Source organism: Kitasatospora sp. NPDC023120 (assembly GCF_055560835.1).
Genome location: NZ_JBVHHY010000029.1, coordinates 45807 through 64493 on the forward strand (window position 1 = coordinate 45807; position 18687 = coordinate 64493).

The following is an 18687-nucleotide window of genomic DNA, read 5'->3' on the forward strand; positions in this document are numbered from 1 at the left end:
CGGAGGACCCGTTGTGGTCGAGATCACAACTCCTTCCCGGGCGCGGTTTCTGACGCCGTTTGGGCCTCAGGGGGGTCGGTTATGGTGGGTGGGCCCAGACGCTGACGACGGAACGATCTGGTCTATCTCAACGGGGTGCCATCGCGGTGCGCGAGTTCGGTCTGACACGGTGGGCGCGGCAGTCGGGCCCGGAAGAGCCCGGCGACTCCCCGGCAACCGGAAGACCGAAGTCCCGGACCCTCGCGGCGAGCTGCGTCGCAGCGGTGTCACTGGCGGTGTTCGCCTTCTTCCGGCACACCCACGGGGCCACCATGGTCGACATGCTGGTCTACCGGGCAGAGGGCCAGGCCGTCGTCCGCGGCGAGGACCTGTACGCGATGCGGCTGCCCGGCTGGGACCTGCCGGCCACCTACCCCCCGTTCGCCGCGATGCTGTTCGTGCCGAGCACCTGGTTCGACGTGAGCACCCTGCGCGTCCTGGTGATGCTGCTCAACTACGCGCTGCTCGCCCTGGCCGTGCACCTGTCGCTCAAGCTGGCCGGGTGGGCGAAGCAGCACCGCACGGCCGTGGTGATCCTGGCGACCGGCCTGGGCATCTGGCTGGAGCCGGTCTTCACCACCTTCCAGTACGGCCAGGTCAACCTCGGCATCCTCTGCCTGGTCCTGTGGGACCTGACCCGCCCGGACCGCAACCGCTTCAAGGGCGTGGGGATCGGGCTGGCCACCGCCATCAAGATCACCCCGGGCCTGTTCGCGGTCTACCTGTTCCTGACCGGACGGGTCCGGGCCGCGCTGGTCTCGGCCGGCACCTTCCTGGCCGCGGGCCTGATCGGCTGGGCCCTGCTGCCCGACGCCTCGTACGGCTTCTGGAGCAAGTACCTCTGGGACCCGAGCCGGGTCGGCGTGACCGTCCTGGTGGACAACCAGTCGTTGCGCGGGGCCGTCTGCCGGCTGCTCGACGTCAACGACCCGGGCCCGGTCGGGCTGGCCGCCTCCGCGCTGGTCGGGGCCTTCGGGCTCGGGGTGGCGGTGCTGGCCGGGCGCTCGGCGCGGGTGCTGCGCCGGGCCGACGCCTGGGGCGGGGTCTGCGCCGCGTTCACCGCGCTGCTGGTCTCGCCGATCAGCTGGACCCACCACTGGGTCTGGTGCATCCCGCTCATCGCCCTGCTGGTGGTCGAGGCCCGCACCAGGGCGCGGCAGGTCCTGCTCGGCGTGACCCTGGTCGTGTTCCTCTCCCACGTCATGTGGACGGTGCCGCACCGCTGGGGGCGCGGGGTCGACTGGTACTGGCAGCTGCCCGGCGCGATCTACCCGCCGATCGGGGTCGCCGTCCTGGTGGTCCTGGGCGTGCGGCTGTACCGCGCCCGGCGGCAGGCCGTGGACGGGGCCGGCGGCGGGGCCTGGGCGCTCCTGGTCGCCAAGCTCGACCGCGACCCCGCGCTGACGAACCGGACCTGACGACCCGGCCCCGACCAACCGGCCCCGACCCGGCCCCGACCAACCGGACCCGACGGGCCCAGACCGGACGGATCAGACCTGACGTGACCACCCAGACCGCACCCCCGTCGCCGCCCGCCGCCGCGCCCGCCGCCCGGAACGCCGTCGCGGCCCTCCTGACCGGCCCGGCCCGGCGCACCGCGCTGCTCAGCACGCTCTGCTTCGCGGTGATGTGCGCCATCGGCCTGCAGGGCTGGACGTCGGTGTCGCTCGGCGGTTTCGACCTCGGCATCTTCGACCAGGGCGTGCGCGGCTACGCCCACTTCGGGCTGCCGGTTTCCTCGCTGAAGAGCTACCACCACGAGTTCCCGCCCGGCTTCTCGCTGCTGGGCGACCACTTCTCGCCGGTCCTGGCGCTGCTCGCGCCGCTGTACTGGATCTGGGACGACCCGCGCTCGCTGATCATCGGGCAGTCGCTGCTCTTCGCGGCCGGGGTGCCGCTGGTCCGGCGGATCGCCGCGCACGGGTTCGCCGCCGCCCCGCCGCGCACCGCCCGGCGGGCCGCGGACCTGGCCGGGCTGGTCTACGCCTTCGGCTGGCCGCTGCTGGTCGCCGCCCGGGTCGGGTTCCACGAGGTCGCCTTCGCGGTGCCGCTGACCCTGCTGATGCTGGAGCGCGGCCTGGCCCGCCGGTACGGCACGGTGGTGCTCGCCGCCGTCCTGCTGTGCTGCACCAAGGAGGACCTCGGCCTGATGGTCGGGGCGTACGGGCTGGTGCTGCTGCTGCGCACCCGCCGGACCGGGGACCGGGCGGGCCGCTTCACCGGCCTCGGACTGCTGCTGGGCGGGCCGATCGCCTCGGCGGCCGCCATCACCTGGCTGATCCCGGCGATGGGCGGCAAGCCGGGCTACTACTGGAACTACGACGCGCTCGGCGCGGACGGCGGGGACGCGCTGCGCCACCTGCTGCACAACCCGTTCCTGCTGGTGCAGGCCGCCTTCGACCAGCCGCTCAAGCCGCTGCTGCTGCTCTGGCTGTTCGGCACGGCGCTCCTGCTGCCGCTGCGCTCGGCCACCGTGCTGTGCGCGGTGCCGCTGCTGGCCGAGCGGATCCTGTCCAGCAACCCCAACCACTGGTCGATCGCCCGGCACTACGACTCGATGCTCTGGCCGATCCTGCTCACCGCCGCCATCGAGGTGCTGGGCCGGCTGAGCAGTGCCGAGCGGCCCGCGCGGACCGTCCAGCGGGCCCGGCGGCTGGGCCTCGGCGCGGCCGGCATCGCGCTGGTGGCCGCCGTACCGATCGGGCTGCTGCAGCTGGCGGTGCCCGCCTCCTGGTCGGCCAAGCCGAGCGAGGCCGCGCTGGTGCGGGCGGCCGCGCTGATCCCGGACGGGGCCTCGGTGGAGGCGGACAACCAGATCGCGCCGCGGCTGACCGCCCGGACGGACGTGGTGCTGGTGGACGGCACCCCGCGCGGGCGCGACTACGTGCTCACCCGGTCGAACAAACGCTCCTTCCCGTTCGCCGCGGACACCGAGCAGGCCCAGCGGATCCGGCTGCTGCTGGACCACGGGTACCGGCAGCTGTGGGCCGAGGACGGCGTGGTGCTGCTGCACCGGGAGAGCGGCGAGCCGGTGCCCGGCGAGCACGTGCCGGGGCCGGACAGCGAGCCGGTCCAGGACGTCGTCCCGTCCGACGTGGGGCACAACCTCTTCCGCGGCTGACGCCCGCCGCGGGGCCGGACACGGCCGAGGGCCGGTCGGAGGAGCTCTCCGGCCGGCCCTCGGGCTGTGCGGGGCAGTGCGCCGGCGGTCAGGGGCGGTCGGCGTAGGAGCCGCTCTGGTGGGTGCCCTGGGGCGGGACGGCGCCGTAGCGGCCGGGTCGGCGGCCGTGCGGGTGCCGGGTCAGGTTGTACCCGAGGACGCCCGCCAGGGCGGCCAGGAAGCCGCCGCCGATCGTCCAGTACCAGCGGCTGTTCCAGCCGGAGAACCAGCCGGTGTACCAGTGCTCCTCCTCCACCACCGGGGCGGCCGCCTTGGCGGTGCTCGCGCCGCCGCCGGCCGGCGGGACCAGCGGGGCCTTCAGCTCCCCGCCCTCCGGCTGGGCGTTGTCGGAGTCGCCCTTGGCGGCGACGTGCAGCTGCACGGAGGAGGCCAGGCCGAGGTCCGGCTGCGGGACGTCGGTGACCGACAGCCGCACGTAGTAGGTGCCGGGCAGCGGGTCGCCGGACCACGGCTCGGCCCAGGTGCGGACCTCGCGCAGGGTGCAGTTCAGCGCCACGGTGGTGGCGCCCTGCTCGGCGGTGGCGTTCTGGGTGCCGGCGGTGCAGGCCTGGCGGCGGCGCAGTCCGTCGAAGACCTCGACGGACCAGGTCTGCGGGCCGTGCCGGTCGGTCGCGGGGGCCAGGCTGACGGCCAGGTTGACCGTCGGGGTCTGACCCTCGGAGGCGCCGAACGCCCAGTACAGGTAGTCACCGGTGGAGGCCGCGACGTTGGCGTCCTGGCCGGGGGAGAGGTTGACCGCGGTCAGGAAGGATGTGCCGGCCTTGGTGGCCGGGGCCGGGGTGCCGCTCGCGGTGGCCGAGGGGGACGGCGCGGCCGAGGCGGCCGGGGCACCCAGGGCGAGGGCGGGCAGCAGGGCGAGGGCGGCGAGGGCGCCGCGAATCGTCGTACGCATGGTCAGTTCTCCCGCCAGACGGCGATCCGCCAACGTGCGATCCAGCCGAACAGCAGGCCGAAGACCAGGCCGGCCAGGGTGAGGGTGAGCAGCAGGATCCAGCCGCGGCCGAGGCCCATCGCGGCGCCCTCGGGGGCGGGCGAGGAGGAGGTCAGGTCCACGGTCAGCTCCAGCGGCAGGCCGGGGTCGGCCTGGACGCCGGCCTGCGGGGCCAGCGAGTTGCTGACGATCAGGCAGACGGTGGTCGCGGGCTTGTCCTTCGACTCCTTCGAGGAGGTCGGGCTCGCGGTGACGTAGCCCTTGGAGTCGTCGGTGGACCAGCGCAGGCCGGTGGAGACCAGGTCGGTACGGCCGCTGGCGGCGTCGGTGCCGCGGACCAGCTCCTGGCCGGTCGCGCTGGTGGCCTGCAGCAGGACGCCGTAGTCGCGGGCCACCGCGCGGTCCAGCGCGACGCTGACCGAGGCGCGCAGCTCCTGGCCGGACTTGACCGGGACCTTGTAGACGCGGTGCTCGGAGAACTTCTCGCGGTCGGTGTAGACGCCCGGGGCGAGCACCGGGGCGCTCTCGCACTTGTCGGTGCCGGAGGTCTTGACCGGGGTCACCGTGTAGGTGTCGTTGGAGCGGTCGACCAGCTGCTTCACCTTGTCGGTGAGCTGCTGCGGGGTGCGGACGTCGGTGTAGGTGCCGCCGGTCGCGTTGGCGATGCAGAGCAGCTGCTGGCGGGTCTTGTCGTCGTGGGCCAGGCCCAGGGTGTCGACGACCAGGTGGATGCCCTGGGAGGCGAGTTCGCGGGCGACGTCGCACGGGTCGGGCGGGGCGCAGGAGTCCTCGCCGTCGGTGATCAGCACCACGCGGCGGGTGGTCTCGCCCTTGCCGAGGTCCTGGGCGGCGCCGCGCAGGGCCAGGCCGATCGGGGTCCAGCCGGTCGGGCGCAGGGTGGCGACGGCGGTCTTGGCCTCGACCTTGTTGGTCTTGCCGACCGGGAAGAGCTGCCTGGTGTCCTGGCAGCCCTGGACCTTGTCGTCACCGGGGTAGTTCGCGCCCAGGGTGCGGATGCCGAACTCGGTCTCCGCAGGCAGCGCGTCGATCACCTCGTTCAGCGACTGCTGGGCCACCGAGATGCGGCTCTTGCCCTGGATGTCCGGCTCGCGCATGGAGCCGCTGACGTCCAGCACGAGGTCGACCCGGGGGGCCTCCTTGGACGCCGGAGCGGCGCCGGCTGATGGTTCGTCGGCGTGGGCGGGCAGGCCGAGGAGCAGCGAGGCGCCCGATATCGCCAGGGCGGCCAGCAGGCTGCCGAGCCTGGTCTGTGGTCGTCGTCCGGTAGTCACCCGGCCGATCCTAGGGCGTGTCTGACACACCCTGGGGATCACCGGTTCGGCGTACCGATCCGAGTCCGGATCGTGCGCCGGGCCGCTCCGGCGCGGACTCCGGTGTGAACTCCGGCGCGGGGGCGGGGAGTCCGCGCTCACGGCGGTCTTACGCGCCGTCGATAGCCTTCGTACCCGGTGACGGAAGCGGGGGTGCGATGGAGCTGGCGGCGGTCGGCAAACGGTACGGGCGGGGCAGGCCGTGGATCCTGCGCGGGGTCGATCTGGCCGTCGGGCCGGGGGAGTTGGTGCGGATCGCCGGGGCGAACGGGAGCGGCAAGTCGACCCTGCTGCGGCTGGCCGCCGGGATCGAGCGGCCGAGCGCGGGCCGGGTGGTGCGGCCCGGTCCGACGACGTACGTGCCCGAACGCTTCCCGCCGGCGCTGCCGTTCGACGCCGCCTCGTACCTGCTGCGGGTGGGGCGGGTGCACGGACTGTCGGCGGAGCGGGCGCGGCGGCGGGCGGGGGAGTGGCTGGACCGGTTCGGCATCGCGGACCGGGCGGGCACCCCGCTGAGCCGGCTGTCCAAGGGCACCTGCCAGAAGGTCGCGGTCGCCCAGGGGCTGCTCGCCGAGGCCCGGGTGCTGCTGCTGGACGAGGCCTGGACCGGGCTGGACCCGGAGGCCCGGGCGGTGCTGGACGCGGCGGCCGCCGAACGGGCGGCGGCGGGCGGCACGGTGCTGTTCGTCGACCACGACCCGGCCCGGCTGGCCGGGCTGACCAGTGCCGCCTACCGGGTCGGTGCGGACGGTGGCCTGCGGCCCGTCGAGGACGGGACGGCGGTGCCGGCCGACGGCGGCCCGGTGATGGAGGTCGAGGTGGACGTCCCGGACGGCGACCCGCTGCCGGAGCTACTGCCCGGCGCGCCGGAGCGCACCGCGCTGGCGGGGACGGCGGTGCGGCTGACCGTACCGGCCGCGCACTCGGACGCGCTGCTGCGCCGGCTGCTGCTGGGCCGCCCGGCGGTCCGGGTGCTGGCGGTGCGCCGGCGCGGGGAAGCGGAGGGGGAGCGGTGAGGCAGGTCGGTTCGCTGGCGCGGTACCACGGGGAGCTGCTGCTGCGCTCGCACGCCTGGCTGTCGCCGTTCCTGGCGTACGTGCTGCTGCTGGTGATCGGGACGACGGCGGGCGATCCGCTGCTGGGCAGCCTCGGCCTGGGCGCGGGCGCGCTGCTGCCGGTGAGCGCCTGGTACGTCCGCGCCGCGCTGGCCGCGGAGCCGCCGGCCTCGCGGGCCTGCCTGGTCGCGGTGGCGGGCCCGGCCCGGGTGCACCTGGGCGCGCTGCTGGCGGCGCTGGCGGTCTCGCTGGTGCTGGCGGTCGGCCAGGTGGCGGCGCTGTGGTGGGCCGGCGGGGCGGTGGCGAACCCGGGGGCGCCGAGGCAGCCGGGAGTCGGGCCGGCGTTGCTGGCGGGGCTGCTGACCTCGGCGGTGTGCGCGCTGCTGGGGGTGCTGGCCGGAGCGCTGGCCGACCGGCCGGTGCTGACCCGCGGGCCGTACGGCATCCCGGCGGCGCTGACGCTGGCCGCGCTGCTGCTGGTGGTGCCGGCCTCGCCGGCCAACGCGGCGCTGCGCGGGCTGGTGGAGGCGGCCCGGACCGGCCGGGTCGCGGCGCCCTGGGCGGAGCTGCTGCTCGCCGGGGCCCTGCTGGGCGTGGGCGCCGCGGGTGCGGCGGCACTGGCCGGACGCCGACCGGAGTGAGCGGGCCGCAGTGAGAGGAGCAGGGCCCCTCAGTGGCCTTGAGCTGCTGCTTTAGCTGCTCGATGGCGGATCCGCCGTCTGCGAAGTGTCCGGTTTGTACATCCATATGTGCCATTTCGGACAATGCGCGTATCCGGACTGTTCGTTTGCGACACTGGTGCTTTCGCGGGGTACTGTCCCATGTTTGTTCGGTTGGTTCACGATGACACCCCTCAGGGTCTCGGGTGACCGGCCGCTAGGAACCCTCCCTCGCCTAGAAGGACCGCAGTTTTGGCCAGCAACACCCTCGGTGCGCGTCTGCTGCGACGCAAGCCCGTCTCGACCCTGATCGCGGAGAGCGAGGGGCACGACGCCCTTCCGGCGGGCGCGCCCGAGGAGGGCGGGCGTTCCGGCATCCACCTGCGCCGCTCGATCGGCCTCTGGCAGCTGTCCTCGATCGGCATCGGCGCCACCATCGGCACCGGCATCTTCTTCGTGCTCAGCACCGCGGTGCCGTCGGCCGGCCCGGCCGTCATCCTGTCCTTCGTGATCGCCGCGGTCACCGCCGGACTCACCGCGCTCTGCTATGCCGAGATGGCCTCCGCGATCCCGGTCTCCGGCTCCTCCTACTCCTACGCCTACGCCACCCTCGGCGAGGGCGTGGCCTTCGGCGTCGGCATCTGCCTGCTGATGGAGTACGGCGTCTCCGCCTCCGCGATCGCGGTCAGCTGGGCCGAGTACCTGAACAAGTTCCTCGACCTGGCGTTCGGGGTCAAGATCCCCGAGCAGCTCTCCGGCGCGCCGGACAGCGGCCACTGGTTCAACCTGCCGGCGCTGCTGCTGGTCGCGATGGTCTGCTTCCTGCTGATCCGCGGCGTGAGCGAGTCGGTGAAGGTCAACGCCGCGATGGTCGGCATCAAGATCCTCATCCTGATCCTCTTCATCGGCGTCGCGCTGACCGGCTTCCACTCCGGCAACCTGACCCCGTTCATGCCGCTCGGCATCGGCGGCGTGCAGGTCGCCGCGTCCAGCATCTTCTTCTCCTTCATCGGCCTGGACGCCGTGTCCACCGCCGGTGAGGAGGTCAAGAACCCGCGCCGCACCCTGCCGATGGCGATCATCATCTCGCTGGTCGTGGTGACCCTGCTCTACATCCTGGTCGCGCTGGCCGGCATCGGCGCCCAGCCGTGGGAGAAGTTCGACGGCCAGGAGGCCGGCCTCGCCCAGATCCTGCAGGACATCACCGGCCAGAGCTGGCCCGCGATGGTCTTCGCGATCGGCGCGATCATCTCGATCTTCAGCATCACCCTCGTGGTGATCTACGGCCAGACCCGCATCCTGTACTCGATGGGCCGCGACGGCATGCTGCCCAAGCGCTTCGCGGAGCTCTCGCCGCGCACCGGCACCCCGATCTGGAACACCATCGTGGTCGGCCTCGGCGTGGGCGCGCTGGCCGCGTTCATCCCGCTGAACGTCCTGGCCGACATCACCAGCCTCGGCACGCTCATCGCCTTCTCGGTGGTCTCGATCGGCGTGATCATCCTGCGCCGCACCCAGCCCGACCTGCCGCGCGGCTTCAAGGTGCCCGGCTACCCGGTCGTCCCGCTGCTCAGCGTCGGCTTCTGCATCTACCTGATCACCGGTCTGCACGCCGACACCTTCCGGGCCGGCGGGATCGCCCTCGCCGTCGCCGTGGTCGTCTACTTCGGCTACAGCATCAAGCACTCCCGGCTGGAGAAGGCCGGGCAGGAGGCCGGGCAGGAGGCCGGCCAGGAGGCCGAGCAGGCCGCCGAACCCGCCGACCGCACCGCCGGCTGACGAGCAGACGAATCCGACGTGAAGGGCCGCCGACCGACAGGACACTCGGCGGCCCTTTTCGTGCCATCACACGCCCAGTGCCCGACGTCATGGCGACAGGGCCGGGCCCGCACCCATAACCTTCCACCATGGTGAGCACCCGCACGCCCGGCTACTCCCGCCCGCGCGGCCGCTTCACCGGCCGCAGCAGAACGCCGGCCCAGACCTTCGCGACCGAGACGTCCTCCCGACCGGGACGACCGCCGAGAGGCTTCTCGGTCCGCCCGTTCCCCCGACAGCGTGGCGAGAACACCTTTCCGCCCACGCCCGATCGACTGAATCCCGCCACGCTCGCCTCGACGCGTACCGTCCAGCTGCTCGGCTGCCTGATCGCGGCCGGCTGGGCCGCCGCCTTCCCGCTCGTCTCCGACCTGCCCAACCAGCGGCTGTGGGGCCTGATCGCGGCCCCCGCCTACGCCCTGGCCGGACTGCTCTGCCTGACCCTGCCGCGCCGCTTCGCGGCCCACGCCGCCGCCGCGGTCGCCCTCGTCGGCGCCGTCCTCGTCCCGCTCGGGCTCCTCGCCCTGACCGGCCGCCACCAGTCCGAGGTCATGGTGGTCGAACGCTCGGCCCACCTGCTGCTCACCACCGGCGATGCCTACCTGCCGCACCCGGTGGTGGTCACCGACTACAACCCGTACCTGCCGGCGATGGCCCTGTTCGGGCTGCCGCGCCAGCTGCTCGGCGACTCCACCGGCTTCGCCAGGGTCGCCGGGGACGCCCGGATCTGGTTCGCCCTGACCTTCTTCGCCTGCCTGCTGGCCGCCTGGCGGCTGCTGCGCCCCACCAGGGACCGAGCGCCACTGCTGCCGCTGGCCGTCCTCACCGCCTCGCCGCTGATAGCGCTCGCCCTGGCGGTCGGCGGCGTGGACCTGCCGCTGATCGGCGTCTGCTGCCTCGCGATGGCGCTCGCCGAACGGGACCGCACCGTCGGCGCCGGCCTGGTGCTCGCCCTCGCCTGCACCCTGAAGTGGACGGCCTGGCCCGCGCTGCCGGTCGCCGTCCTGCTGCTGTGGCGGCTGTACGGCCGTCGTCCCGCCGCCCGGACCGCGCTGATCGGGGTCGGGGTGAGCGCGGCGGTGATCCTGCCGTCCGTGCTCACCCAGGCGGACGCGCTGGCCGAGCAGGTGGTGCGCTTCCCGCTCGGGATGACCGCGATCCGCACCCCGGCCGGCAGCCCGCTGCCCGGCAAGGTGCTGGCCGGCTTCGGGCCGACCGGGCACTCCATCTCGATGGCGCTGATGACCCTCGCCCTGATCGGGGTGGCGATCTGGCTGCTGGCCCGGCCGCCGGTCTCCGCGATCGCGGCGGCCGACCTGCTGGCCGCCGGGCTCGCGATCGCCTTCATGCTCGCCCCGGCCGGACGGTTCGGGTACCTCGCGCTGCCGGTGGTGCTGGTGATCTGGCCCCGGCTGGCAGCCCGGCGCTGGAGCAGCCGACGCCCGGTCGCGCCCGGACGGGCACCGGACGCGCCGGAGCCCGCCCTGCCGAGAGGCTGAGAGCGGGCTCCGTACGAACCGCTAGCGGCCGGCGGCGGCCTTCAGGATGGAGGCCACCGCCGGGCCGGCCGCGTCGACGCCGTGGCCGCCGCCCTGGACCTCGGCGGCCACCGCGATGTTGCCGCGGAAGGCGGTGAACCAGCTGTTGGTGGTGGACGCGCCCTGGACCTCGGCGGAGCCGGTCTTGGCACCCGCGTTGTCGGTGATCCCGGCCATCACCTGGCTGGCCGTGCCGCCGGTGGCGGTGGCGTTCATCATCGCGCGCAGCTTGGCGGCGACGTCCGGCGAGATCTGGCGGGCCGCGGCCTGCTGCGGCAGCCCCGCGACCAGGATCGGCTGCTTGAACGCCCCGCTCTGGACGGTGGCGGTGATCGAGGCGATGGCCAGCGGGTTCATCTGGACCTTGCCCTGGCCGATGTAGTTCATGGCCTGCTCGTCCTTGCTGCCCGGAGTCGCCGGGACCTTGCCGTCGGCGTTCGGCAGGCCGGTCTTCCACTCCAGGCCGATGCCGAACACGTCCTTGGCCGTGCTGGACAGCGTCTCCGGCTTGAGGCTGGCCAGGCCCTGGTTGATGAAGGCGGTGTTGCAGGACACCATGAAGTCCTGCTGGAGCGTGTTGTTGGGGAAGGCGCCCGGGAAGTCGTTCGGGATCGCGACCGCGTTGCTGCTCTTCTCCGGGCAGGCCACCACGGTGTCCGGGTTGATCCCGGCCTCCAGCAGCGCCGCCGAGGTGACGATCTTCATCGTCGAGCCCGGCGCGAGCAGCCCGGCGAAGGCCCGGTTCTGACCGATGGCGGGCGAGTTGGCGAAGGCCAGCACCTGGCCGGTGCTCGGCTCGATCGCCACGACCGAGCCGGGCTTGCCGCCCAGGTCGGTCATCGCCTTCTCGGCGGCGGCCTGGACGGTGTTGTCGATGGTCACCTTGAACGGCTTGCCGGGCTTCGGCTCGACGATGGTGAACAGCTTGTCCGCGGCGGCCTTGCCGGCCGGGTCGTTGATCACCACGGCCTTGCCCGCGTCCTGGTCCCTGGTCGGGTCCGGCGGGAGCAGCTTCTGGGCGTTCTCCTGCACGCTGTTCATCAGCGCCGCGGTGAGCGAGGCGGCCTGCAGCTGCTTGCCGTTGCGGTCCACCACGGTGGACGGCGGGGCGAAGACCGGCTGGGCGGCGATGGTCTCGTTGCCGGACAGGTGGGGGTGGATCACCGAGGGCGCCCAGTGCACGGCCGGGGTGTTGTCGCTCATCTTCACGACGCCCAGGAAGCCCTGGTAGTCCCAGGCCCGGTTGGTGCCCTCGAACTCGGCGCGCGCCTTGAAGCTCATCAGGGTGCCGGTGGGCCCGGGGGTGGCGGAGGGGGACGGCGAGTCGGTGGCGCCCGGGGTGCCGGCCGCCGCGGGCGTCGCGGAGGCCCCGGCGGCGGGCTTGGCCGGGCTGGGGGTGCCGGTGGCGGCGGCGAAGACCTGCTGGGTGGTCGGGCCGGTCGGCGTGAGGGTCAGCGCGCTCGGCTTCACCTGGTCCCGGAAGGCGGTCAGCGCGGTGGTGGCCGCGGCCGGGTCGTCGGTCAGCGAGGCCGCCTTGGCGATGTCCCCGGAGGCCCAGGCCGCCAGGAAGTCCTTCGCGCCGGCCGTCGCCTGCTCGGCCGAGGGCGGTTCGGCGAGCACCGTACGCGGCTTGTCGCCGGACCCGGAGCCGTCCGAGGCCAGCAGGCTGTACGCGCCGTAGCCGCCGCCCGCGAGGACGGCGATGGACACGCCGGTGATGATGCCGATCTTCGCGCCACTGCGCATGGTGCAGTTCCCCCAGGGGTCTCGCGGCCGGGCGCAACCGGCGAGGGCCGGAAACGCGGTACGCCCCCACCCTAGGCAGGCGGAATCGGTGCGCCGACGAAACGCCCGGGACTTGTGACGGATCTGGTACGTGTCGTGGACCGCATACGGACGGTTCGCGGGGACGCGGTGTGGACGGAGCACCGCGCGCGGGGGCGGGCCGGCGTCAGATCCAGCTGTTGAACCACATCCGGCGGCGCCAGTCCTCCAGCGGGATGGTCTGGCCGGTGAAGAGCGGGAAGAAGAACAGGAAGTTCCAGACGATCAGCAGCACCAGCAGGCCGGCGGTCGCGGAACCGATGATCCGGCGGTCCCGGGAGGCGCCGGGCGGGCCGATCAGGGCGCCGACCAGCATCGTCACCGCGAGCACCAGGAACGGGACGAAGACCACCGCGTAGAAGAGGAAGATCGTCCGCTGCTGGTAGGCGAACCACGGCAGGTAGCCGGCGGCCAGGCCGCACAGCAGCGCGCCGGCCCGCCAGTCCCGCCGGAACGCCCAGCGCCACAGGCAGTAGACCAGGGCCGCCAGGGCCGTCCACCACAGCAGCGGGGTGCCGATGCCCAGCACCTCGCGGGCGCAGTCGGCGGCGGTGCAGCCGGCCTGGCCCAGCTTGGGGGACTCGTAGTAGAAGGAGACCGGCCGGCCCAGCACCAGCCAGGACCACGGATTGGACTGGTAGGTGTGCGGGTCGCTCAGGTGGAGGTGGAACTCGTACACCGTCGAGTGGTAGTGCCACAGGGCGCGCAGGCCCTCGGGTATCCACGGGAAGTCGGTGGAGCGGCCGACCGCCCAGTCCCGGCCCCAGCCGCCCTTGCCCGGGGCGTTGCTGCTGGCGAACCAGCCCCACCAGGACGCGACGTAGACCACCATCGGGACCACGACGACCGAGACGAAGGCGGGCGCCACGTCCCGGGCGAGCACGGCCCGGAACGGGCGCGGGGCTCCGGCCAGGCGGCGGGCGCCGACGTCCCAGAGCACCGTCATCAGGCCGAACGCCGCCATCACGTAGAGGCCGCTCCACTTGGTGGCGCAGGTCAGGCCGATGCAGACGCCGGCCGCGATCCGGTACGGGCGCCAGCCCAGGCCGACGCGCTGGGCGAGCTCCGGGTCCTCGACCCCGCCGAGCCGCCGGGCCAGCAGCGCCCGGGTGCGGTCGCGGTCGAGCAGCAGGAAGCCGAAGGCGGCCACGATCCAGAACATCACCACGAGGTCGAGCAGGGCGGCCCGGCTGAGCACCAGGTGCAAGCCGTCCACCGAGAGCAGCAGGCCGGCCACGCAGCCCAGCAGGGTCGAGCGGAACATCCGGCGGGCGATCCGGGCCAGCATCAGCACCGACAGGGTGCCGAGCAGGGCCACCGCGAAGCGCCAGCCGAAGGGGTTCATGCCGAACAGCTGCTCGCCGAAACCGATGATCCACTTGCCCACCGGCGGATGGACCACGTACGAGGCCGTCGACCGGTACGGGACGGCCGCGCCGGGCGTCATGATCGTCGTGTTGGCGTCCTCCGGCCAGCTGATCTCGTAGCCGCCGTGCCAGAGCGCGTAGGCGTCCTTGGCGTAGTACGTCTCGTCGAAGATGATCGCGTGCGGCTGCCCGAGGTCGGCGAAGCGCAGGATCCCGGCGAACACCGCCACCGCGACCGGGCCCAGCCAGCCGGACCAGCGGCACAGGAAGTACCACAGGCCCTGCGGCAGCGAGATGCCCATGCCCAGCAGCAGCGGCGACTGCGGCACGTCGCGCGGGGTCACCCGGGGGCCGTCCGGCATCGGCGGCACCAGGCGCTCGGCGAGGGGCACGGTCGGGCGGGGGCGGTAGCCGTGGCGGACCAGGCGCTCGCGCCAGGTCGGTGCCGCGGGGGCGGCGGGGGTCGCGGCGGCGGCGGGGGCGGCGGACTCCGGCGGGCGGGGGGACGGCAGGCCGACGCCGCCCCGCGCGGAGTGGTCCGTACCAGTGGGCGTCTGCGCCGCCGTGTCGCCGTTCATCCGCCACATCGTAGGGGCGCACTTCGTACGCGTGTCCGCTCCCTCGGAAGCTGACCGAATCGTCACCAAACGCCCCGGGCGTTCGCAACTGCAAGGATGGGGTCTGTGACAGGAGTTTTGGTTCTCGCAGGCACCCCCATCGGCGACGTCTCGGACGCCCCGCCCCGACTGGTCGACGAACTGGCCACGGCGGACGTCATCGCGGCCGAGGACACCCGGCGGCTGCGCCGGCTCACCCAGGCGCTCGGGGTGACCCCGGCGGGCCGGGTGGTGTCCTACTTCGAGGGCAACGAGGTCGGCCGCACGCCCGAACTGGTCGAGGCGCTGCTCGGCGGCGCCCGGGTGCTGCTGGTCACCGACGCCGGCATGCCCTCCGTCTCCGACCCCGGCTACCGGCTGGTCGCCGCGGCCGTCGCGGCGGACGTCAAGGTCACCGCGGTGCCCGGGCCGTCCGCGGTGCTCACCGCGCTCGCGCTGTCCGGCCTGCCCGTCGACCGCTTCACCTTCGAGGGCTTCCTGCCGCGCAAGACCGGCGACCGGGCCCGGCAGCTCGCCTCGATCGCCGCCGAGCCGCGCACCATGGTCTTCTTCGAGGCGCCGCACCGGATCGCCGAGGCACTGGACGCGATGGCGGAGGCGTTCGGGCCGGAACGCCCGGCCGCGGTCTGCCGCGAGCTCACCAAGACCTATGAGGAGGTCAAGCGCGGGCCGATCGGCGAGCTGGCGGCCTGGGCGGCGGGCGGCGTCAAGGGCGAGATCACCGTCGTCGTCGCGGGCGCCCCGCCGGCCGCGCCGCAGGAGCTGACCCCGGCCGAGCTGGCCCGGCTGGTGGCCGTGCGCGAGGAGGCGGGCGAGCGGCGCAAGGAGGCCATCGCGGCGGTCGCGGTCGAGCTCTCGCTGCCCAAGCGGGAGGTCTTCGACGCCGTCGTGGCGGCGAAGAAGGAGGGGCTGGACGGGAGCCCGAAAAAGGGGTGAATGCGATGGGTTGCGATGCGCACGGGTAGTCGTACCTTGGAGTGAAGGCCTCGGTAAACACCCGCTGAGTTGAAGCTTCGGTCGCGGTTTCCGCAACGCCGGAGGGTCTTCGTATAGGGCTCCCCAACCCGCGTCCAAGTCTTCACAAGCGGGGCATCGGTCGAGGCGGTCCGGGCATTTCCTGGGAAGGAAAGACCCAGCCGGGCGGGCGCCCGGCGGGCGCTGGGAGACGGCTATGAGCGAGACGATCGGTAGCCCCCTGAGCACCGCGGGCCTGGCCGGCCGCGGAAACACTCCCGTCGAGACCGTACGGGAGGCCTACTCCTTCGCGTGCCTGCGCTGCGGGTACGGCTGGGAGCAGGCGTACGACATCGAGCACCACGTGGCCAAGGACGGCCACGTCGTCTTCGAGTACCACGCCAACGGTGTCCGGGTGCCGTCCCCGCTGCTCAAGCCGACCTGCCCCGGATGCGGTGGACACACCGTGCGGATCATGCGCGAGGGTCGGGTGGCCGTCGCCGACCAGCCCTGGCAGCACGCCCCCGGCTACCCGGCGCACGCCGAGCCGGCCGGGGCGCCCCTGGTACCCGCGCCGCCCGCCGAGCCGGCCGGGGCGCCCCTGGTGCCCGCGCCGCCCGCGGAGCCGCGCGGACGCTGGGCCCGGTTCTGGTCGCGGCTGCTGGGCTGACGCCGGGAGCCGCGGCGGGCCGCCATCGCAGGACGCGGGAAGGACCGCCCCCGACCGGGACACAACTCGGTCGAGGGCGGTGCGCGTGCCCGACTAAGCTTTCCGACCATGGCGGCCACTGCAGACCACAGCACCACCGGGGCGAGCGCCCCGGCGTACTACGTTTCCACCCCGATCTACTACGTCAACGATCGCCCCCACCTGGGCCACGCGTACACCACCGTGGCGGGCGACGTCCTCACCCGCTGGCACCGCCAGCGCGGCGAGAAGGTGTGGTACCTGACCGGCACCGACGAGCACGGTCAGAAGATCATGCGGACCGCCGAGGCGAACGGCGTCAGCCCGCAGGAGTGGTGCGACAAGCTGGTCGAGGAGGCGTGGAAGCCGCTCTGGGAGCACCTGGAGATCGCCAACGACGACTTCATCCGTACCACCCAGCAGCGGCACACCGACCGCGTGCAGGAGTTCGTCCAGGACCTGTACGACAAGGGCGAGATCTACAAGGGCGGCTACTCCGGCCCGTACTGCGTCGGCTGCGAGGAGTTCAAGCTCCCCGCCGAACTGCTCGACGGCGCCACCGAGGACGAGAAGCTCTGCTCCGTCCACAAGAAGCCGGTCGAGTGGCTGGAGGAGGAGAACTACTTCTTCCGCCTCTCCGCCTACGGCCCGAAGCTGCTGGAGTTCTACGCCGCGAACCCGGGCTTCATCCAGCCCGCCTCGGCCCGCAACGAGGTGCTGCGCTTCGTCGAGCAGGACCTGAAGGACCTCTCGATCTCCCGCTCCACCTTCAACTGGGGCGTGCCGCTGCCCTGGGACGAGAAGCACGTCCTCTACGTGTGGGTGGACGCGCTGCAGAACTACATCACCGCGGCCGGCTACGGCAGCGACCCGGAGCGCTTCGCCGAGCTGTGGCCGGCCTCCGTCCACCTGGTCGGCAAGGACATCCTCCGCTTCCACGCCGTCATCTGGCCCGCCATGCTGATGGCCGCCGGGCTGCCGCTGCCCAAGCGGGTCGTGGCCAACGGCTGGCTGATGGTCGGCGGCGAGAAGATGTCCAAGTCCAACCTGACCGGCATCGCGCCCACCGACCTGACCTCGCACTTCGGCGTGGACGCGTACCGCTACTACTTCCTGCGGGCGATTCCGTTCGGCACGGACGGCTCGTTCTCCTGGGAGGACTTCACCGCCCGCTACACCTCCGAGCTGGCCAACGACTTCGGCAACCTGGCCTCCCGGGTCGCCGCGATGGTCGGCAAGTACTTCGACGGGGTGCTGCCCGCCGCCGCTGCCGCGGGGGACGCCGAGCAGGCCGTCGCCGACGGGCTGACCAAGGCTGTCGAGGCGGCCGACCGGAAGATCGGCGAGGAGCTGGACTTCGCCGGCGGCATCGCGGCGATCTTCGAGTTCGTCAAGCAGGTCAACGGCTACATCACCGAGCAGGAGCCCTGGAAGGTCGCCAAGGACGACTCGGAGGAGGGCCGGGCGCGCCTCGCGACCATCCTCTACACCGCCGCCGAGTCGCTGCGCGCCACCGCCGTCCTGCTCAACCCGGTGATGCCGTCCACCGCCGAGAAGCTGTGGACCTCGCTGGGCGCCGAGGCCGCCGGGCTGGGCGCGCTGTCCGCGCAGACCATCGCCACCGTGGCCGACTGGGGCCGGCTGCCCGCCGGTGCCACCGTCACCAAGGGCGAGATCCTCTTCCCCCGCCTCGAAGAGAAGCCGGCCGCCTGACATGGCCGCCAAGGACGACGACCGGTCGACCCCGCCGCCGCTGCCGGAACCCCTGGCAGTGGCGGTGGCCGACTCGCACACCCACCTCGACATGCAGTCCGGCACCCCGGCCGAGGGCCTGGCCCGCGCCGCCTCGGTCGGGGTCACCACGGTGGTCCAGGTGGGCTGCGACGTCCCCGGTTCGCGCTGGGCCGCCGAGCTGGCGGCCCAGTACGAGCAGGTGCACGCGGCCGTCGCCCTGCACCCCAACGAGGCGCCGCGGATCTTCCTCGGCGACGCGGACGGCTGGTCCGGACAGCAGCGCAAGGCGGGCGGCGCGGCCGCACTGGACGAGGCGCTCGCCGAGATCGACCGGCTCGCCGCCCTGCCGCACGTGCTGGCGGTCGGCGAGACCGGGCTGGACTACTTCCGCACCGGGCCGGAGGGCGTGGAGATCCAGAAGGAGTCGTTCCGCCGCCACATCGAGATGGCCAAGCGGCACGGCAAGGCCCTGGTCATCCACGACCGGGACGCCCACGAGGACGTCATCGCCGTCCTGCTGGAGGAGGGCGCCCCGGAACGGACGGTCTTCCACTGCTACTCCGGCGACGCCGACATGGCCAAGACCTGCGCCGAGCACGGCTGGTACCTGTCCTTCGCCGGACCGGTCACCTTCAAGTCCAACCAGCCGCTGCGCGACGCGCTGCTCGCCACCCCGCTCGACCGCGTCCTGGTCGAGACCGACGCCCCCTTCCTCACCCCGCACCCCTACCGCGGCCGCCCCAACGCCCCGTACCTGATCCCGGTCACGGTGCGCTCCATGGCCGCGACCCTGGGCCTGCACGAGGACGAACTGTCGGCAGCCATCGCGGAGAACACGGCCCGGGCCTTCGGGTACTGAGCCCGCGGGTCCTGGCCGGTGGGGGCGGGCGGGCGGTGCCCGTCCGGATCGGCGCGTCCGGACGGCGGCTCCCGCGCCCGTATCCTTGGCGC

General features: G+C 73.2%; 14 protein-coding genes. 10 read left to right on the plus strand and 4 right to left on the minus strand.

The genetic code is table 11. The features are described 5' to 3' along the window. The first annotated feature begins 263 nt into the window (after window positions 1-263). Both ACZ3TI_RS33215 and ACZ3TI_RS33220 read left to right on the plus strand, forming a co-directional pair. Entirely contained in the window at window positions 264-1457 is a 1194-nt protein-coding gene (locus ACZ3TI_RS33215; RefSeq protein ID WP_465732857.1) for a glycosyltransferase 87 family protein, read from the plus strand. Between the two features lie 83 nt (window positions 1458-1540). After that, window positions 1541-3160 carry a DUF2079 domain-containing protein gene (locus ACZ3TI_RS33220; RefSeq protein ID WP_465732859.1) on the plus strand — a complete coding sequence of 540 codons (1620 nt, stop codon included), beginning with the start codon at window positions 1541-1543 and terminating at the stop codon, window positions 3158-3160. Between the two features lie 88 nt (window positions 3161-3248). On the opposite strand, the gene ACZ3TI_RS33225 is transcribed toward ACZ3TI_RS33220, so the two are convergent. Both ACZ3TI_RS33225 and ACZ3TI_RS33230 read right to left on the minus strand, forming a co-directional pair. Further along, window positions 3249-4112: a peptidase gene (locus ACZ3TI_RS33225; protein ID WP_465732861.1), complete on the minus strand. Its 864-nt coding sequence runs from the start codon at window positions 4110-4112 to the stop codon at window positions 3249-3251. Between the two features lie 2 nt (window positions 4113-4114). Next, complete coding sequence (locus ACZ3TI_RS33230) at window positions 4115-5443, minus strand: VWA domain-containing protein (protein ID WP_465732863.1); 1329 nt, start codon at window positions 5441-5443, stop codon at window positions 4115-4117. A gap of 197 nt (window positions 5444-5640) precedes the next feature. Here ACZ3TI_RS33230 and ACZ3TI_RS33235 point away from each other — a divergent pair, with 197 nt between their 5' ends. The 4 genes from ACZ3TI_RS33235 (at window position 5641) to ACZ3TI_RS33250 (ending at window position 10513) form a co-directional block, all read left to right on the plus strand. Then, the gene (locus ACZ3TI_RS33235) at window positions 5641-6498 is read left to right on the plus strand and encodes an ATP-binding cassette domain-containing protein (RefSeq protein ID WP_465732865.1); all 858 of its coding nucleotides are present in this window, start codon (window positions 5641-5643) and stop codon (window positions 6496-6498) included. Continuing rightward, the gene (locus tag ACZ3TI_RS33240; protein WP_465732867.1) at window positions 6495-7178 is read left to right on the plus strand and encodes an ABC transporter; all 684 of its coding nucleotides are present in this window, start codon (window positions 6495-6497) and stop codon (window positions 7176-7178) included. The genes ACZ3TI_RS33235 and ACZ3TI_RS33240 overlap by 4 nt, the downstream gene beginning before the upstream one ends. A gap of 270 nt (window positions 7179-7448) precedes the next feature. Next, window positions 7449-8975 carry an amino acid permease gene (locus ACZ3TI_RS33245; protein WP_465732869.1) on the plus strand — a complete coding sequence of 509 codons (1527 nt, stop codon included), beginning with the start codon at window positions 7449-7451 and terminating at the stop codon, window positions 8973-8975. A 128-nt stretch (window positions 8976-9103) separates the two neighbouring features. After that, window positions 9104-10513: a glycosyltransferase 87 family protein gene (locus ACZ3TI_RS33250; RefSeq protein WP_465732871.1), complete on the plus strand. Its 1410-nt coding sequence runs from the start codon at window positions 9104-9106 to the stop codon at window positions 10511-10513. A 21-nt stretch (window positions 10514-10534) separates the two neighbouring features. Here ACZ3TI_RS33250 and ACZ3TI_RS33255 read toward each other — a convergent pair whose 3' ends face one another. After that, window positions 10535-12298: a penicillin-binding transpeptidase domain-containing protein gene (locus tag ACZ3TI_RS33255; protein WP_465732873.1), complete on the minus strand. Its 1764-nt coding sequence runs from the start codon at window positions 12296-12298 to the stop codon at window positions 10535-10537. A gap of 205 nt (window positions 12299-12503) precedes the next feature. Then, complete coding sequence (locus tag ACZ3TI_RS33260) at window positions 12504-14321, minus strand: dolichyl-phosphate-mannose--protein mannosyltransferase (RefSeq protein ID WP_465732875.1); 1818 nt, start codon at window positions 14319-14321, stop codon at window positions 12504-12506. A gap of 105 nt (window positions 14322-14426) precedes the next feature. On the opposite strand from ACZ3TI_RS33260, the gene rsmI reads away from it, so the two are divergent. The 4 genes from rsmI to ACZ3TI_RS33280 all read left to right on the plus strand — a co-directional run bounded on the left by rsmI (window position 14427) and on the right by ACZ3TI_RS33280 (window position 18595). Next, a complete protein-coding gene (rsmI, locus tag ACZ3TI_RS33265) occupies window positions 14427-15296 on the plus strand; it encodes a 16S rRNA (cytidine(1402)-2'-O)-methyltransferase (protein WP_465732877.1) in 870 nt (289 codons plus the stop codon). Between the two features lie 235 nt (window positions 15297-15531). Further along, window positions 15532-15984, plus strand: coding sequence for a hypothetical protein (locus ACZ3TI_RS33270; RefSeq protein WP_465732879.1), 453 nt, complete (start codon window positions 15532-15534; stop codon window positions 15982-15984). 108 nt (window positions 15985-16092) lie between these two features. After that, on the plus strand, window positions 16093-17715 hold the full coding sequence (gene metG / locus ACZ3TI_RS33275; RefSeq protein WP_465732881.1) for a methionine--tRNA ligase: 1623 nt from the start codon (window positions 16093-16095) through the stop codon (window positions 17713-17715). A 1-nt stretch (window position 17716) separates the two neighbouring features. Next, the gene (locus ACZ3TI_RS33280; protein ID WP_465732883.1) at window positions 17717-18595 is read left to right on the plus strand and encodes a TatD family hydrolase; all 879 of its coding nucleotides are present in this window, start codon (window positions 17717-17719) and stop codon (window positions 18593-18595) included. Window positions 18596-18687 lie beyond the last annotated feature (92 nt).

Coding starts and splice junctions, on each gene's coding strand:
- ACZ3TI_RS33280 (WP_465732883.1), top strand. CDS start 17,717: ATGGCCGCCAAGGACGACGACCGGTCGACCCCGCCGCCGCTGCCGGAA.
- metG (WP_465732881.1), top strand. CDS start 16,093: ATGGCGGCCACTGCAGACCACAGCACCACCGGGGCGAGCGCCCCGGCG.
- ACZ3TI_RS33235 (WP_465732865.1), top strand. CDS start 5,641: ATGGAGCTGGCGGCGGTCGGCAAACGGTACGGGCGGGGCAGGCCGTGG.
- ACZ3TI_RS33260 (WP_465732875.1), bottom strand. CDS start 14,321: ATGAACGGCGACACGGCGGCGCAGACGCCCACTGGTACGGACCACTCC.
- ACZ3TI_RS33255 (WP_465732873.1), bottom strand. CDS start 12,298: ATGCGCAGTGGCGCGAAGATCGGCATCATCACCGGCGTGTCCATCGCC.
- ACZ3TI_RS33270 (WP_465732879.1), top strand. CDS start 15,532: ATGAGCGAGACGATCGGTAGCCCCCTGAGCACCGCGGGCCTGGCCGGC.
- ACZ3TI_RS33225 (WP_465732861.1), bottom strand. CDS start 4,112: ATGCGTACGACGATTCGCGGCGCCCTCGCCGCCCTCGCCCTGCTGCCC.
- ACZ3TI_RS33250 (WP_465732871.1), top strand. CDS start 9,104: ATGGTGAGCACCCGCACGCCCGGCTACTCCCGCCCGCGCGGCCGCTTC.